Origin of the sequence: Streptomyces sp. NPDC059092 (assembly GCF_042756365.1) — a bacterium.
Lineage (GTDB): Bacteria > Actinomycetota > Actinomycetes > Streptomycetales > Streptomycetaceae > Streptomyces.
The window spans coordinates 56,657-72,430 of sequence record NZ_JBHZEJ010000041.1 but is presented as its reverse complement, the minus strand read 5'-3'; the positions used below and the strand labels follow the sequence as shown (position 1 = coordinate 72,430).

General features: G+C 70.8%; 11 protein-coding genes and 1 pseudogene. 4 read left to right on the top strand and 8 right to left on the bottom strand.

Annotated elements, in window-relative coordinates:
- The 8 genes and pseudogenes from ACFXPL_RS23065 to ACFXPL_RS23030 all read right to left on the bottom strand — a co-directional run.
- Nucleotides 1-134: pseudogene (locus ACFXPL_RS23065) on the bottom strand (ATP/GTP-binding protein); the annotation flags it as partial.
- Entirely contained in the window at nt 115-762 is a 648-nt protein-coding gene (locus ACFXPL_RS23060) for a DUF742 domain-containing protein (protein WP_384922574.1), read from the bottom strand. The pseudogene ACFXPL_RS23065 and the gene ACFXPL_RS23060, both read right to left, overlap by 20 nt.
- A gap of 103 nt (nt 763-865) precedes the next feature.
- A complete protein-coding gene (locus tag ACFXPL_RS23055) occupies nt 866-1,279 on the bottom strand; it encodes a roadblock/LC7 domain-containing protein (RefSeq protein WP_010984131.1) in 414 nt (137 codons plus the stop codon).
- Between the two features lie 10 nt (nt 1,280-1,289).
- Nucleotides 1,290-4,826: a nitrate- and nitrite sensing domain-containing protein gene (locus ACFXPL_RS23050; RefSeq protein WP_384922571.1), complete on the bottom strand. Its 3,537-nt coding sequence runs from the start codon at nt 4,824-4,826 to the stop codon at nt 1,290-1,292.
- A gap of 338 nt (nt 4,827-5,164) precedes the next feature.
- Nucleotides 5,165-5,746, bottom strand: a complete 582-nt coding sequence (locus ACFXPL_RS23045; RefSeq protein ID WP_189282429.1) for an ATP/GTP-binding protein — start codon at nt 5,744-5,746, stop codon at nt 5,165-5,167.
- Nucleotides 5,727-6,134 carry a DUF742 domain-containing protein gene (locus tag ACFXPL_RS23040; protein ID WP_384922568.1) on the bottom strand — a complete coding sequence of 136 codons (408 nt, stop codon included), beginning with the start codon at nt 6,132-6,134 and terminating at the stop codon, nt 5,727-5,729. The genes ACFXPL_RS23045 and ACFXPL_RS23040 overlap by 20 nt, the downstream gene beginning before the upstream one ends.
- Before the next feature lie 106 nt (nt 6,135-6,240).
- Entirely contained in the window at nt 6,241-6,654 is a 414-nt protein-coding gene (locus ACFXPL_RS23035) for a roadblock/LC7 domain-containing protein (RefSeq protein ID WP_030351794.1), read from the bottom strand.
- A 9-nt stretch (nt 6,655-6,663) separates the two neighbouring features.
- Entirely contained in the window at nt 6,664-10,797 is a 4,134-nt protein-coding gene (locus ACFXPL_RS23030) for a nitrate- and nitrite sensing domain-containing protein (protein ID WP_384922564.1), read from the bottom strand.
- 576 nt (nt 10,798-11,373) lie between these two features.
- Between ACFXPL_RS23030 and ACFXPL_RS23025 the strand changes: the two genes are divergently transcribed.
- The 4 genes from ACFXPL_RS23025 (at nt 11,374) to ACFXPL_RS23010 (ending at nt 15,758) form a co-directional block, all read left to right on the top strand.
- The gene (locus tag ACFXPL_RS23025; protein ID WP_384922561.1) at nt 11,374-11,583 is read left to right on the top strand and encodes a hypothetical protein; all 210 of its coding nucleotides are present in this window, start codon (nt 11,374-11,376) and stop codon (nt 11,581-11,583) included.
- A gap of 328 nt (nt 11,584-11,911) precedes the next feature.
- Nucleotides 11,912-12,697 carry a fumarylacetoacetate hydrolase family protein gene (locus ACFXPL_RS23020; RefSeq protein WP_384922558.1) on the top strand — a complete coding sequence of 262 codons (786 nt, stop codon included), beginning with the start codon at nt 11,912-11,914 and terminating at the stop codon, nt 12,695-12,697.
- Entirely contained in the window at nt 12,690-14,162 is a 1,473-nt protein-coding gene (gene gltX, locus ACFXPL_RS23015) for a glutamate--tRNA ligase (protein WP_384922555.1), read from the top strand. The genes ACFXPL_RS23020 and gltX overlap by 8 nt, the downstream gene beginning before the upstream one ends.
- Nucleotides 14,163-14,939: 777 nt before the next feature.
- A complete protein-coding gene (locus ACFXPL_RS23010) occupies nt 14,940-15,758 on the top strand; it encodes an alpha/beta fold hydrolase (RefSeq protein ID WP_384922552.1) in 819 nt (272 codons plus the stop codon).
- The last annotated feature ends 16 nt before the right edge of the window (nt 15,759-15,774 follow it).

Here is a 15,774-nt window from a genome sequence, read left to right as displayed (position 1 = left end):
TCGGTTCGCAGCGGGTTGATCTCCGAGACGGCGCCTACGAACGTGGTCTTGCCCACGCCGAAGCCGCCCGCCACCACGATCTTCGCGCTGGTGGTTGAGCGGGCCGCACCGCCGCTAGAGCTTGCGAAGTCCACTGAGCACCCTTTCGAGCAGTGTCACGTCCGGCTGGCCACCGGTGGCCTCGTCGCCACCTGGCTGATGGATGGCGACGAGGCCCGCCTCCGCCAGGTCGGCGACGAGGATCCTGGCCACGCCGAGGGGGATGGAGAGGAGCGCCGAGACTTCGGCGACCGATTTGATCTCGAAACACAGTTGGCAGATCCGCTGGTGCTCGGGCAACTGCCCCTGCAACTGGGACGGATCAGCCGTCGTACTGACCAGCGCCTCGATGGCGAGCTGGTATCGCGGCCGGGTCCGGCCGCCGGTCATGGCGTACGGGCGCACCAACGGATTGTGTGGGCCCATGGAAGGCTCGGCTTCCGGGGAGCGCCTCGGCTGCACCGGCTGGATGCGCGGCCGCCGAGGCTCGTCGTACTCGTACTGCGGTGGCGGGGGAGGGGGTTGGTACGGCTGCCGCTGCGGTCCGCCGCGCCCGCCGTCCTGCCCGCCGTGGCCCGGTCCGCCCTGGTCGTGACTCGGCTCGCCCTGTCCACCGCCCCGCTGTCCGCTGGGCGTGGAGGGAAAGTTGAACCGGTTCTGGGCATACTCACCCGGAGACCGGGGGCCTGCGTCATAGGGATGCCCGCCTGGGGGTGTAGCCACGTTTCCTCCTCCGACTGCCGGGGCGCCGGGCCCGATCCTGGCGGACCTGTGAAATCCGCGCCACCGCACCCTAATGGTGCGGCGGCGAACAGCGCACTGTCTGTCAGTTCAGCAGACTTCCCTGGAGCTCGGCGCGCAGGTCCGGTGTGAGAACCGTTCCGGCGCGGTCGACCAGGAGGGCCATCTCGTAGCCGACCAGGCCGATATCGGCCTCGGGGTGGGCGAGAACGGCCAGCGAGGAGCCGTCGGAGATGGACATGAGGAAGAGGAAACCGCGCTCCATCTCGACGACGGTCTGGTTCACGGCCCCGCCCTCGAAGATCCGGGAGGCCCCCGCGGTCAGCGAGGTCAGACCCGAGGCGACGGCCGCGAGCTGATCGGCGCGGTCGCGCGGGAATCCTTCGGACATGGCCAGCAGGAGTCCGTCGGCGGAGACCACCACCGTGTGGGACACCCCAGGGGTGTTGTCCACAAAGTTGGTGATCAACCAGTTCAGATTCTGCGCCGCCTGGCTCATCGGGCTCACACTAACGCTCCTGGTTGTAGGTACTGCCCGGGCCGTGGCCCGGTCCGTTCGTGTCCGCTCCAGCGTTGCGGCCCCGCTCGACGCCGCGCCGCAGGTTGCTCAACCTGCCCCGGATGTCCTCCGGGGCGCGGGAGACCTGGGGGCCGCTGTGCGTGTTCTGCTCCGCGGCGCCCTCGACCAGGTTGGCCTTGGGCACGCGGCGCGGCAGACCGGACGAGGTGACGCCGCCGGCCTTGGGCTCGCGCAGCTTCTCCGCACGGTGCCAACGCTCGTCGTTCCTCGCACGCCAGTCGTCCGAACCGGGCGTCTCCGCCGGTCCGTTGCCCTGGCGCCCGGCACCGCTCTGCCCACTGCCGTTCTGCCCACTGCCGTTCTGCCCGGCGCCGTCGCTCCGGCCGTCGGGACGGCCGTTGATCCGGTTCTCGCCGGGGCCGTCGCTCGGAAGATCTCCGTCGCCGCGGCCCGTGTCCTGCTCAACGCTCTGCCCGTCCCGGAAGTTGCCCGAAGGCGTGCTCCCGCCGTTCAGCGCCGTCGAAGAAGTCTGTCCGGCCGGCTGTCCTTCGCCCTCACCGGCGGGCTGCCAGGACGCCGGCGACTGCGGCTGGCCGCCGCCACGGCGCGGCAGACCCGCGTCCGTCAACGCGTGACTGGCGCTCGGGGAGGGACCCGGACGGTTCAAGCCTACGTTGTCCCGGGCGTTCCCGGGAGCGCCGAGGCCCGATTCCGGTTCGGCCGGACGCTCGGAATCGTACGTACCGGGGTAGGTACTCTGATCGGCCCACTCGCCCTGGTGAGGCGGGGGGTTGAACAGATTCTCGTACGTGCCCTCGGCGCCCTGTGCGGCGGGGTACGGAGACTCCGCATAGCCCTGCTGCGCCGGGGACCCCTGCGGGGGCGGAAAGGCGTCGGACGGCGGGAACGCGTCGGACTGCTGGTACGTGCCGGGCGCGCGGTACTCCTCGAACGCGCCCGTGGCGAACTGGGCGCCCGCCGGGGGGAAATCGGCCCCGGGGGACGGGAACTCCGCCCCGGGCGGGGGCTGCTGCGGTGCGTAGCCCGCCTCGTACGACGTCTGCCCCTGCGCGTACCCGCCGTCGGCCCCACCGCGGTACTGGCCGTCCACCTGGTCCTGGAACAGCGGCTGGTCGCCCGCGGCGCCCTCGGGGGGCGTTCCGAGGGCCGCACGCCGCTCCTCGCGCTTGAGCGAGCGGTTGACGGAGTCGAGCGGCGCCGGCTGATCGGCCTGCGGCTGCTGCTCGTACCGCGAGTCGTCGAAGCCCAGCTCCGCCGCCGTCAGCATCGGAGAGGCATGGAAGGCCTGCTGCTCCGGCTCGGGGAGGTTCGGCTGGTCCGGCATGATCTGCGAGACGGTGAAGTCCTCGCCCTGGCCGGGGGCGCCGCCCCCGCCGCCGTGCGTGATCGCGTCCGGCAGCATGACCAGCGACGTCGTGCCCGCCTGCTCGCCCGAGGGGCGGAGCTGGACCCGTACCCCGTGCCGGTCGGCGAGCCGGCCGACCACGAACAGGCCCATGCGCTGGGAGACCGTGGCGTCCACGGTCGGCGGGTTGGCCAGCTTGTGGTTGATGTCGGCGAAGTCCTCGGCGGTGAGGCCGATGCCCTTGTCGTGGATCTCGATCATCACGCGGCCGTCGGGCAGCCGGGTCGCGGTGACGCGGACCTTCGTCTGCGGCGAGGAGAACGTGGTGGCGTTCTCCAGCAGCTCGGCGAGCAGATGCACGAGGTCGGTGACGGCCTGGCCGTGGATCTCCGTCTCCGGGACCCCGGACAGTTCGATGCGCTCGTACGACTCCACCTCGGAGGAGGCGGCGCGCAGGACGTCCACCAGCGGCACCGGCTGGTTCCAGCGGCGGCCGGGCTCCTCGCCCGCGAGGACCAGCAGGTTCTCGCCGTTGCGGCGCATGCGTGTGGCGAGGTGGTCCAGCTTGAAGAGGTTGTCGAGCTGGTCCGGGTCGCCCTCGTTGTTCTCCAGGTCGGAGATGAGGGTCAACTGGCCCTCGATCAGCGACTGGTTCCGACGTGAGAGATTGGTGAAGATCGCGTTGACATTGCCGCGGAGCATCGCCTGCTCGGCGGCGAGCCGCACCGCCTCGCGGTGGACCTGGTCGAAGGCGCGGGCGACCTCGCCTATCTCGTCGCGCGAGTCGATCGGGATGGGCTGCACCCGGGTGTCGACCCGGCCGGGCTCGGCCCGCGAGAGCTGGTCGACGAGCATCGGCAGCCGCTGCTCGGCGATCCCGAAGGCGGCCGTACGCAGCGACAGCATCGACCGGCTCAGCTGCCGGGCCATGATCCCGGCCAGGACGAAGGCCGCCAGCAGGGCGATCAGCACGATCGCGCCGTTGGTGATCGCGTCGTTCCGCGCGTTGCCGGCGATCGAGGACGCCTCGGAGACGGCCTTGTCGACCAGGTCCGTCTCGATCGTGTTGTACCCGTCGAACTTGGCGGTGGAGGCCGCCATCCACGTCTCCGGGGTGACCCCGCGCTCGGCCAGCTTCTCCGGACTGTCACCGGTGGCGATCGCCGCCACCATGCCGTCGTAGAGGGAGCCGTCCTTGCTCGGCGGGGCGGTGAACTCCTTGCCCTCCGCGGCGGCCTGCTGCTGCGCGGCGGCGAGCTTCTTGGCCGCCTCGGCGGCCTGCCCCTTCATGACCTCCTGGAGCTTGACCGCGTCCGCCTGGGTGCCACCGGAGACGTACTCGCCGACGGCGATGTCCTCCAGGTAGGCGTACGAGGAGAACGCGATCGTCTGGCCGCTCTTGACGTCGGCCTTCTGGCTCGGCCTGACCAGCAGGTGCGTGCCGATGGAGCGCTGCAGCGACTCGGCGCCCTTGGCCAGCCCGATGGCGTAGACCGTACGGCCGTAGCTGGTGATGTTCCCGGTGCCGAGGCCGAGTTCGTTGGCGAACTCCATGAGGGTGTGCTCCAGCGGCACGTACGCCTCTTCGGTGGCCACGGGGCCGCCGTTGCCGCCGCTCTTGTCCGGGGTCTCGACCCCGGCGGTGAAGGCGGTCTTGCGGATGCTCTCCAGCGTGGGCTCCACGCTGCGGAACAGCCCGAGGCGGCGTTCGAGGCCCTGCTCGGCGGGCATGTCACGGACGGCCAGGTCGAACTTCTTCTTCGCCGCGTCCGTGGCCGCGTAGCTCTGGGCGACGATCCGCGCGTCCCGCTTGTTGGTGAGCAGGGACTGCGCGGTGAGGTCACGTTCGTCGAGTACCGCGTGTCCGTACTCGGACGCGGCCCGCACGACGAGGGCCGTCTTCTCGGCGTCCTCGGCCGCCTGCCAGGTGTCGACGGAACCCTTGACCTGGAAACCGCCCATGACGAGGCCGACCAGGACGGGCACGAGGAGAATCGCGTACAGCCGGGTGGTCACCCGCCAGTTGCGCGGGGAGAACCGGCTGGAGCTGCCGGCCGCCGGGGGCGGGCCGGTCGTGACGGCAGGCGCCGCCGCGCGCGGCGGCGGGGTGAAGTTACCCCGCGCCTTCTGCTCCGCGGAGCTCGTCGTGCTTCGCCTCACTCGACCAACAACCTCTCGGCGTCGGCACCAACGTTGTGCCGTGTTTTGTTCGGGGCCGTACTACTCGGGAGTTCTCGAATTCCAGCACGGGGAACGCTCCCTTTCCAAACAGCAGGAATCAGCCATTCCGAGTGGTACAAGCCTCAGATAAAACGGGCATAAAGAGCGAGCCCCGGCAAAAAGCGGGGCAGACATGAGCGCAGGGGCACCGGGCAAGTGCGCCGGGTGGCCGGAGGGCGTGAATTCTCTGTCGAAATGTTATGAACACGGAGGCGGGCCATGTCAAAGGACCCGGCCCACCTCCGCGTATGCCTACGGCAACTTCCGTAGACGGCGGCCTACTTCAGTCGTGCCATGAGGGCGTGTTCGACGAGGGTGATGAGTCCGCTTTTGGCGTCGGCGCGGTGGCGGGCGTCGGTGGTGATGATGGGGGTGTCGGGGCCGATCTGGAGTGCTTCGCGTACTTCGTCGGGGGTGTAGGGCTGGTGTCCGTCGAAGCCGTTGAGGGCGATGACGAAGGGGAGTCCTGAGTTTTCGAAGTAGTCGACGGCGGGGAAGCAGTCGGCGAGGCGGCGGGTGTCGACGAGGACGACGGCGCCGATGGCGCCGCGGACGAGGTCGTCCCACATGAACCAGAAGCGGTCCTGTCCGGGGGTGCCGAAGAGGTAGAGGATGAGGTCTTGGTCGAGGGTGATGCGGCCGAAGTCCATGGCCACGGTGGTGGTGGTCTTGTCTCCGGTGTGGGTGAGGTCGTCGATGCCGGCGGAGGCGCTGGTCATGACGGCTTCGGTTCGCAGCGGGTTGATCTCCGAGACGGCGCCTACGAACGTGGTCTTGCCCACGCCGAAGCCGCCCGCCACCACGATCTTCGCGCTGGTGGTCGATCGGGCCGCACCGCCGCTAGAGCTTGCGAAGTCCACTGAGCACCCTTTCGAGCAGTGTCACATCCGGCGTTCCGCCGGCCTCTCCGTTGCCCGGCTGGTGGATGGCCACCATGCCGGCCTCCGCCAGGTCGGCCACCAGGATGCGGGCGACGCCGAGCGGCATGGTCAGCAGCGCGGACACCTCCGCCACCGACTTGACCTCGCGGCACAGGTGGCAGATCCGCTGGTGCTCGGGGAGCAGGGTGGCGAGATGCGCCGGGTCTGCGGTCGTACTGACCAGCGCCTCGATGGCGAGCTGGTACCGCGGCCGGGTCCGGCCGCCGGTCATGGCGTACGGACGTACCAGCGGCTGATCGCCCTCATGACCGTACGAGGCGTCGAGGGAGACGCCGTACGGATCGTGAGAGGCGGGTGGCGGGGTCATGAATCCTCCGGGCGTGACAGCAAGATGTCTGCGTGCCGTCTGACTTGGCCGGTGGGGGGCCGGTTGGGCGGCCGGACGGTGGGAATCTGGGGAGTTCCTGGAAGCTTCAGTGCAGCAGACTTCCCTGGAGCTCGGCGCGCAGGTCCGGCGTGAGGACCGTACCGGCGCGGTCGACCAGGAGGGCCATTTCGTACCCCACCAGACCGATGTCGCACTCGGGGTGGGCGAGCACGGCCAGGGAGGAACCGTCGGAGACGGACATGAGGAAGAGGAAGCCGCGCTCCATCTCCACCACGGTCTGGTTGACCGGGCCGCCTTCGAAGATCCGGGACGCCCCCGCGGTCAGCGAGGTCAGACCGGATGCCACGGCCGCGAGCTGATCGGCGCGGTCACGGGGGAAGCCCTCGGACATGGCCAGCAGAAGTCCGTCTGCGGAGACCACCACGGTGTGGGACACCCCAGGGGTGTTGTCCACAAAGTTGGTGATCAACCAGTTCAGATTCTGCGCAGCCTGACTCATCGGACTCAACTAACGCTCCTGCTGGTGAGAGGTGCCGAGGTTGAATCCGTTGCTCGCCGGGCCGGTGTTGCCCGCCTGACGACCTTGCTGGATACCCCGACGGAGATTGGTCAGCCGACCGCGCACGTCGGCGGGCGCACGGGAGACCTGCGGACCGGCCTGGGTGGTCTGTTCCTGCGCGGTACCGGGCACCAGATTGGCACGCGGCACCCTGCGGGGCAGACCCGAGGTGGTGATGCCGCCGGCCTGGGGCTTTTTGGCCCGCTCGGCCTGGCGCACCAGCTCGTCGTTGGGAGAGGTGCGCCAGGATGAGGCGGCGCCCACGCCGTTGGCGGCCGGACCGTGCGCGTCCGAACCGTTGCCGCTGGAGAAGTTGAAGCCGCCACCGTTGGTTCCGGAGCCCTGGCCCTGCTGGTGGAGCTGCCCGAGCCCCGGCCGCCGGGCCTGGCCCGGCGCCTGGGAGTCCGAGCCGCCCGCGCCCGGCCTGGTGTAGCCGGAACCGTTGGTGTCGAAGCCGTTCGCGCCGGTGTCGTTCGCGCCGAAGCCGTTGGCTCCGGAGCTGTTCGTTCCGAGGCTGCCGGCTCCCAGACCGTTGCTTCCGAGGCTGTCGTTTCCGAAGCCGCTGGAGCCGGAGTTGTTCGTTCCGGAGCCGTTCGTGGAGCCGTTGGCGGGATCACGGCGCGGCATCGGCGCCATCGGCTGCTGCGGGGACTGGCTCTCGTGGCGCTGCGCGTCCTGGCCGGAGGCCGGCCGGCCCGGGTCAGCTCCGCCGCCCTGCTGTCCGCCGCCCTGGGGGGTGTGGAACCAGTTGGTCTCCAGGGTGTCGTACAACGGTGTACGGCCGTCACCGGGGCCGGCGGCCGGGGGCAGCGCCTCCGGCTGCGGCTGCGGCGGCAGGCTCGGCTGGCGGTAGCCGCCCTCGGAGCCGGGCGCCGGGGCCGGTGCGGGCGGACGCGGGGCGTTGAAGTCCTGCTGCGCGGAGCCGAAGTCCGACGACGGGCGGAAGCCCGAACCGTCGCTCTGGCCGCCCTGGGAGCCGTACTCCGGCGAGTAGCCGGCCGGAGCGTTGAAGTCCGGACGCGGGAACTGGGCCGTGGCCGCGGGGTCCTGGCCGCCGCCGAGCGGGGCGTTCTGGTCGGGCCGGGGCCCGTCGAAGTCCGGCCGCGGGAACTCGGAGGTGGCGCCGGGCCCCTGCCGCTCGCCCGTCGGACGGGCGAACTGACCGGCGGGCCCGTGCTCCTCGTGGCCGCGCGGCGCGTCCAGCGAGGGACGGCCCGACTGCTGGTCGCTGCCCCAGCTGGGGGCGGCGGGGCGCTGCGGCTGCGGGTTGCCGCCGGGCAGTTCGGCGCGCGGTCCGCCGGGCGGCGGGAGCTGCCGGCCGCGGTCGGGGGCGCCGCCCTGCTGGAAGGCGTTCTGGGCCCGTCCGCTGAAGCCGTTCTGTCCCTGGCCGCCCTGGTTACCGGGACCGCTCTGGCCGGCGGGGCCGCCCTGGTTGCCCGGACCCTGGTTGGCGAGGCCCTGGTTGCCCGGACCGCTCTGGCCGAAGACGCCGCCGGGGCGGTCCGTACGCTGCTGGCCCTGGCCGGGGCCGCCCTGTCCCGCGCCCTGCGAGGGACCCTGCGACGCGGGGCCGAAGGCGTTCTGGGCGAAGATGTTGGGCTGTCCTGAACTCTGGCCCTGGCCCTGGCGCTGCGGGTCCTGGGCACCGCCCTGCGACCCGTCGCGGGACGGCAGCGCCGCACGCGGCCCCGTACCGGCGCCGACCTGGCCACGCGGCGCACCCGCGCCGAGCGGAGCCCCGCCACCGGGCGCGCCGCCGGGGCCCGAGCCGATTCCGGGACGTGCGCCGCCGGGTGCACCGGGCGCGCCGGGGCCGCTGGTGAGCTGACCGCCGACCGGGGGCGCCTGGCCGAGCGGGCCGCCCTGACCGGGGGCGCCGGGCCGGCCGCCGATGGGGCCCTTCTTGCCGCCGTGGGCGACATCGACGGGCAGCATGACCAGCGCGGTCGTACCACCGGAGTCGGAGGGGCGGAGCTGGATCCTGATGCCGTGACGCAGCGACAGCCGGCCGACCACGAACAGACCCATGCGGCGCGAGACCGAGACGTCCACGGTGGGCGGCGAGGCCAGCCGCTCGTTGATCGCCGCGAGGTCCTCGGGGGAGAGGCCGATACCGGTGTCGTGGATCTCCACCAGCACCCGGCCGTCGGGCAGCGCGTGACCGGTGACGCGGACCTTCGTCTGCGGCGAGGAGAACGACGTCGCGTTCTCCAGCAGCTCGGCGAGCAGGTGCACGAGGTCGTTGACGACGCGTCCCGCGACCTCGGTCGTCGGTACGGAGGACAGCTCGATGCGCTCGTACTGCTCCACCTCGGAGGCGGCGGCACGGAGCACGTCGACCAGCGGCACGGGGCGGGTCCAGCGACGGCCGGGCTCCTCGCCCGCGAGGACGAGCAGGTTCTCGCCGTTACGGCGCATACGGGTCGCGAGGTGGTCCAGCTTGAACAGCGAGGAGAGCTGGTCCGGGTCGGCCTCGCGGGACTCCAGTTCGGAGATGAGCGAGAGCTGACGCTGGATGAGGCCCTGGCTGCGGCGCGAGAGGTTGGTGAACATCGCGTTGACGTTGCCCCGGAGCAGGGCCTGCTCGGCGGCGAGCCGGACGGCCTCGCGGTGCACGTCGTCGAAGGCCGCGGCGACCTTTCCGATCTCGTCCCTGGAGTGCACACCGACCGACTCGACGGAGGTGTCGACATCCTGCGGGTCGGAGTCGGAGAGCTGCTTGACCAGCTCGGGCAGCCGGTCCTGGGCGACCCTGGTGGCCGTGTCCTGGAGGCGGCGCAGCGAGCGGATCATGGACCGGGCGACCACGAAGGCGCCGACGAGCGAGACGCCGAGGACGACGAGGATCAGCGCGGCGTTGAAGATCGCGTCACGCTGCGAGTCGGTACGCAGCTCGCGGGCCTTGGCCTCCATCTCACCGAGCAGCGTGGCCTCGATGGTCTTCATGGCGTTGATCCGCGTGGAGGCCTGGTCGGTCCAGTCCAGATACGAGCGGTTGGGCTGGCTCTCCAGACCGTCGGCCGTGCTGAGCACCCGGTCCGCGTACTTCTCGGACGACTGGATCTCGGGGTTGCCCTGCCCGTTGAGCGGGGCCATCAGCTCTTCGGCGTCGCCGCCCATCGACTCGTACAGGAAGCTGAAGGAGGTGAGGGCGTTCTTCTCCTTCGTCGCCGCGGCCAGACCGTACAGACGGTCGTTCTCGTCGAGCTTGCCCTTGGTCGACGGGTCGGCGGGCAGCGCGGCGGCGATGACCGCGCGCTGGATCGACGCGTACTCCTTGGCGGACGAGAACGCGGCCAGCGCGCGGGTCCGCTTGATCATGTCCGGGTTGTTCGTCGCCTGCGCCATGTCCTGCGAGAGGCTCAGCAGCGAGGTGATCAGTCCGTCGTACGCGTCGACGGTCAGCGAGTCCGAACCCGCGCCGACGTAGGCGTCCTTGCGGATGGTGTTGATCCGGTTGACCTGGGTGGAGATCTGCCTGACGTTGGAGCGGATGCTCTCCAGCGCCTGGTCGCCGTCGGTGCTGCCGATGTCGACCGTGGCGTCGAGGAAGGTCTTCTTGGCCCGGTCGGTCTTCGTACGGCGGTCCTGGACCTTGAAGTCCTTGGCGTTCGCCCCGTTGGTCAGCGGCCCCGCCGACTCGTCGCGCTCCGCCTGGAGCGCCTGGGCGAGCGTGGTCGCCTCTTTGGTCATCTTGGTGAGCAACTGCATGTGTTCGAGCTGCTGGATGTCGTTCAGCGACTCGTTGATCCGCAGTCCGCCCAGCGTGGTGGCGGCGACCACCGGCAGGGTCAGCAGCGCCACGAGGCGGGTGCTGATGCGCCAGTTGCGCAGGGCTATGCGCGACCCGGGGTCGGTCGGTGACTTCGCCTTCGGCGCCGACTGCGGAGTCGGCGGCGGCGTGGCAGGCGCGCCGGGGCCGCTCTGTCCCTGACCGGGACGTCCGCCCCGGCCGCCGCTCTGGTCACCCGACGGGGCCGGGCCCTGGTTCTGGGTGTGCTGGGGCGAGGAGCCGCGGTCGGATCCGCCGCGGTGCTCCTGCTCCGCCGCAGCGCTGCCATCCCTCTTGTAACGTCCCTGCACTAGCGTCGCAACCTCTGGACCAGGCGTCCCCCCGCTGAACGGCGGAACGGTGTCGGCGTCGTGGGGCGCGGAAGCGCACCCCATGGTGGTCGTGAGTGACCGGCGCGGCTCCCCTCCCCCGCCGCCACTCGGCGCTGCGTTGCGCCCTTGCGCGCCGGCACATCCAAACCCGCGGCGGTGGGGGGAATTCCAGCACAGTGCAGGATCTCCAACAAGGGCGGTGGGCAGGGCTGTGACGTGAATGACACCGAGTGAGCGCCAGGTCACCAGCCGTAGAAAGCGTGGGCGGAGGAAACGGACTTACGCGTACGAGCCATGTACGGGCGGGGGGTGTCCCAGTACGGATGATCAGCAGCGGAATGCAACGTTCAGTAACGCTTGTCCGTTTCCTTGGTCATCAACTGACGCCCGGAATGGGGGAAATGCCTGGCCGATCGTGAGGAAACTCACACCGTGATCGACGATCGATCGCCGCTCCGGCGGGGAATTGGATGTTTAGCCTGACGCTTTACAGGGATGGCACATCCGACAACCGGCGCTCCGGCGCCCGTAGCCCGACAAGGTCTGACACCGCAGATGAACCCGCAGAAGACAACGATGATGTTCCGCAACACCGCCAACCCCCGGCGCACCACGCTGGCGCACCTGAAGGACGCCGAGGAACTGGCCCCCGCCGTGCGGCCGGAGCACCCCGTCGCCCTGCCGAACCGTACGGCCAACCCGCGCCGTACGACCCTGATGGTCGCCCCGTCGGCCACCCCGGACGCCGCGCCCGCCGCCTCGTAGCGGTCGCGCGGCACCGCGGAGCAGCCGGACGTCGCGTCCTGGCGGCCACGCTCCGCGTCGTAGCGGCCACACGCCGCGTGGCGGCGGCCGCACACCGGAGACCGCCCCGCCCGCCCGTGTTCGTACGCCGCGTTCCGCCCACGCACGGTAATACGCGTCACGGGCGTCGCCCGTTCACGCGCCGTTCCGTTCCGGGCGCCCTGAACGTGCGGCCCGCCGTCCAGGCTCCGCCCGCCGCGTTAGCCTGGAGCGTCAGTCTCAGACCTGGGGCTCAGACCTGGGGCGTCAGTCTCCGGACCAGTCAGCAAGCGAAGGGCGAACAGCTTCCGTGCGCATCGCCAGATTCTCCATCGACGGCAATGTCGCCTTCGGCGCGGTCGAGGGCGACGGCAGCGGCGACACCGCCGGCCTCGTCCTCGACATCATCAAGGGCATTCCGTACACCGACTTCGAGCTCTCCGGCGTCAAGGTCCCGCTGAGCAAGGTGCGGCTGCTCCCGCCCGTCCTGCCCAACAAGGTCGTGGCCTTCGGCCGCAACTACGTGGAGCACGCGGCGGAGCTCGGCAACACGGTCCCCGACGCGCCGTTCGCCTTCTTCAAGCCCACCACCTCCGTGATCGGCTCGGGCGACGCCATCGAGTACCCGTCGTTCTCGAACGAGGTGCACTACGAGGCCGAACTGGCCGTCGTCATCGGGCGGATGTGCCGCGAGGTGCCGCGCGAACGCGTCAAGGACGTCATCTTCGGCTACACCTGCGCCAACGACGTCAGCGCGCGCGACATCCAGAAGAGCGAGAAGCAGTGGGCGCGCGCGAAGGGCTTCGACACCTCGTGCCCGCTCGGCCCCTGGGTGGAGACCGAACTCGACCCCTCCGACGTCACCATCCAGTGCACCGTCAACGGGGAACAGCGGCAGCTCGGCCGTACGAGCGACATGATCAACTCCGTCGAGGACCTGATCGTCAACATCAGCGAGGCCATGACGCTCCTCCCCGGTGACGTCGTCCTCACGGGCACCCCCGCGGGGGTCGGCCCCCTCAGCGTCGGCGACGAGGTCGCCGTCACCATCGAAGGCATCGGCACTCTCACCAACAAGGTGATCAAGCGTGGCTAGCGCACCCGTCCGTGTACGTTTCTGTCCCTCCCCGACCGGCAACCCCCACGTGGGCCTGGTCCGTACCGCCCTGTTCAACTGGGCGTTCGCCCGCCACACCGGCGGCACCCTGGTCCTGCGCATAGAGGACACCGACGCGGCGCGCGACTCCGAGGAGTCGTACGTCCAGCTCCTCGACTCGCTGCGCTGGCTCGGGCTCGACTGGGACGAGGGCCCCGAGGTGGGCGGCCCGCACGCGCCGTACCGCCAGTCGCAGCGGATGGACATCTACCGCGACACGGCGGACAAGCTCCTGGCGGCCGGGTACGCGTACCACTGCTACTGCACGACCGAGGAACTGGACGCCCGCCGGGAGGCGGCGCGCGCGGCGGGCCGGCCGTCGGGGTACGACGGCCACTGCCGCGACCTGACCGCCGAGCAGAAGGCGGCGTACGAGGCGGAGGGCCGCAGCGCCATCGTCCGCTTCCGGATGCCCGACGAGCCGATCACCTTCACGGACCTGGTCCGCGGCGAGCTGACCTTCACCCCGGAGAACGTTCCGGACTACGGCATCGTCCGCGCCAACGGCGCCCCGCTCTACACGCTCGTCAACCCGGTCGACGACGCGCTGATGGAGATCACCCACGTCCTGCGCGGCGAGGACCTGCTCTCCTCCACGCCGCGCCAGGTCGCTCTCTACAAGGCGCTGACGGAGCTGGGCCTCGCCAACGGGGTCCCGGACTTCGGGCACCTCCCGTACGTCATGGGGGAGGGCAACAAGAAGCTCTCCAAGCGCGACCCCCAGGCGTCCCTCAACCTCTACCGCGAGCGCGGCTTCCTCCCCGAGGGGCTGCTCAACTACCTCTCGCTGCTGGGCTGGTCGCTCTCCGCGGACCGCGACCTCTTCTCCATGGACGAGATGGTCGCCGCGTTCGACATCGCGGACGTCAACGCCAACCCGGCCCGCTTCGACCTGAAGAAGGCCGAGGCGATCAACGCCGACCACATCCGGCAGCTCGACGTGAAGACGTTCGCGGACGCCTGCGCCCCGTGGCTGAAGGCCCCGTACGCCCCCTGGGCCCCGGAGTCCTTCGACGCGGCGGCGTTCGCGGCGCTGGCCCCGCTGGCCCAGACCCGGGTCACGGTCCTCTCGGACATCACCGCCAACGTCGACTTCCTCTTCCTGGACCAGCCGGTCGAGGACGAGGCGTCATGGGCGAAGGCGATGAAGCCGGGCGCGGACGCGCTGCTCACCACCGCCCGCGCGAAGATCGCCGAGGCGGAGTGGGACGCGGAGTCCCTGAAGAACGCGGTCCTCGCGGCAGGCGAGGAGCACGGCCTCAAGCTCGGCAAGGCCCAGGCCCCGGTCCGCGTCGCGACCACCGGCCGCACGGTCGGCCTCCCGCTCTTCGAGTCCCTGGAACTCCTGGGCCGTGAGCGCACACTGGCCCGCATCGACACGGCGCTGGCGAAACTGACGGCGTAGGGCTCGGCGTACCGCACATGAGGGCCCGGTGGCCCGCCCCACAGGCTCGGGGCGGGCCATCGGGCCCTCACGCATACCGTCACGGCTTTCGGCGCACCCCGCCATACTGCGCGCCCACGAGGCGGAGCACGGGGCGTCGTTCCGGATGAAGCGCCGGGCTGTTCTGTTCCGGGTTCGGGGGGCCTGTCGGGGTGGGCCGGTGGTGTGTGGTGGCGGGCAGGGGCCGCCCCCTCCCTGATTCGATGGTCGCGGCTCCAGGGTGTGCGTCAAGGGCGCTCCTGCGTCGCGTCGGCTTCGCCGATTCCGCTCCGCTCCACCCTGGACACCCACCCCTACGCCGCTGAAACAGGCGGTGGGAGGGGGCGGCCGGGGGGGAGGGGTCCCCTGAGAAACTCCCTCGTCCTACCGGTCCGTTCCAGACTTGCGGGCCGGTTCGCCCTGCGGGGCGCGCGGTAGTGGAGTGGGGTGGTGACGCGCTTCGTCAAGCGTCCGCCGACCGGATATTGGCCGGGCTTCATGCCCCGCTGGTCACCCGCCGTGGGTGGGGGGTGTCGGACAGCGCCTGTTCCCTTCGTGTGTACCGGGAGCGCACCGGAACGGGACTCCGGGTACACACGCCTGCCGGACACCGCACCCGCCGGTGGCCCCCGGCCTCGCGCCCATGGTGGTGACCAGCGGGGCACGGGTTCGCCGGATGGGTGGTGGTGGCGGGATCGCGATATCAGTTGGCGGGTCAAGGAGTACCGGACGGCCCTGTGCCCGCTCTAGGTTCGGTCCATGGCAGAGATCAGTTACCAGGCGGCCGATGGCTGCGCCCTGCACGCCACCGTCATCGGGGAAGGCCAGGCCGTTGTCCTTCTGCACGCGGGCGGTCCTGACCGCATGAGCATGCTCCCCCTGGCAGAACGGCTCGTGGACGACTACCTGGTCGTACTTCCTGACCTGCGGGGCTACGGCCGCGCGGTCTGCCGGGACCCGGCCCGCTTCACCTGGGACCAGTACGTCGAGGATGTGATCCGGCTCCTGGATCACATCGGCCTCCCGAGCGCCGTTCTCGCCGGGGCGGGCCTGGGCTCCACGATCACGCTTCGGGCGGCGGCCGCCCACCCGGACCGCGTACGAGCGGCCGTGCTGATCGGGGTCGAGGACATCGAGGACGACGAGGCCAAAGAAGCCGAGATCCGCTTCCTCGACCAGTTCGCCGCCCGCGTCGCGGCCGAGGGCATCGAGGCCGGCTGGGAGCCCATCCTCGCCGGTCTCCCGCCCGTCGTCGGGGCCATGGTGCGCGACGCCATACCCCGATCGGATCCCAGCAGCATCGTGGCGGCGGCGGCCATCGGCCACGACCGCTCCTTCCGAAGTGTCGGCGAACTCGCCACGATCGCGGTGCCGACCCTCGTCTTCCCCGGCACCGACCCACGTCACCCCACCGCTCTCGCCGAAGAGGCCGCCAGCACCCTCCCCGACGGACAGTTGGCCATGGTTCCGATCGGCGACGATCTCCGGACCGCCGAGGACCTCGCCCGCGCCGTCGCCCCCGAAGTGCGCGCGTTCCTCAGAGCCGACCGCCACTCCTGGAACTGCCCGAGCCCGTGATCGGCACGGGTAACGC

Bases quoted from the DNA above. Each gene is read 5' to 3' on its own strand.
- ACFXPL_RS23040 (WP_384922568.1), bottom strand. From the start codon at position 6,134: ATGACCCCGCCACCCGCCTCTCACGATCCGTACGGCGTCTCCCTCGAC.
- ACFXPL_RS23025 (WP_384922561.1), top strand. From the start codon at position 11,374: ATGAACCCGCAGAAGACAACGATGATGTTCCGCAACACCGCCAACCCC.
- ACFXPL_RS23055 (WP_010984131.1), bottom strand. From the start codon at position 1,279: ATGAGCCAGGCGGCGCAGAATCTGAACTGGTTGATCACCAACTTTGTG.
- ACFXPL_RS23035 (WP_030351794.1), bottom strand. From the start codon at position 6,654: ATGAGTCAGGCTGCGCAGAATCTGAACTGGTTGATCACCAACTTTGTG.
- ACFXPL_RS23010 (WP_384922552.1), top strand. From the start codon at position 14,940: ATGGCAGAGATCAGTTACCAGGCGGCCGATGGCTGCGCCCTGCACGCC.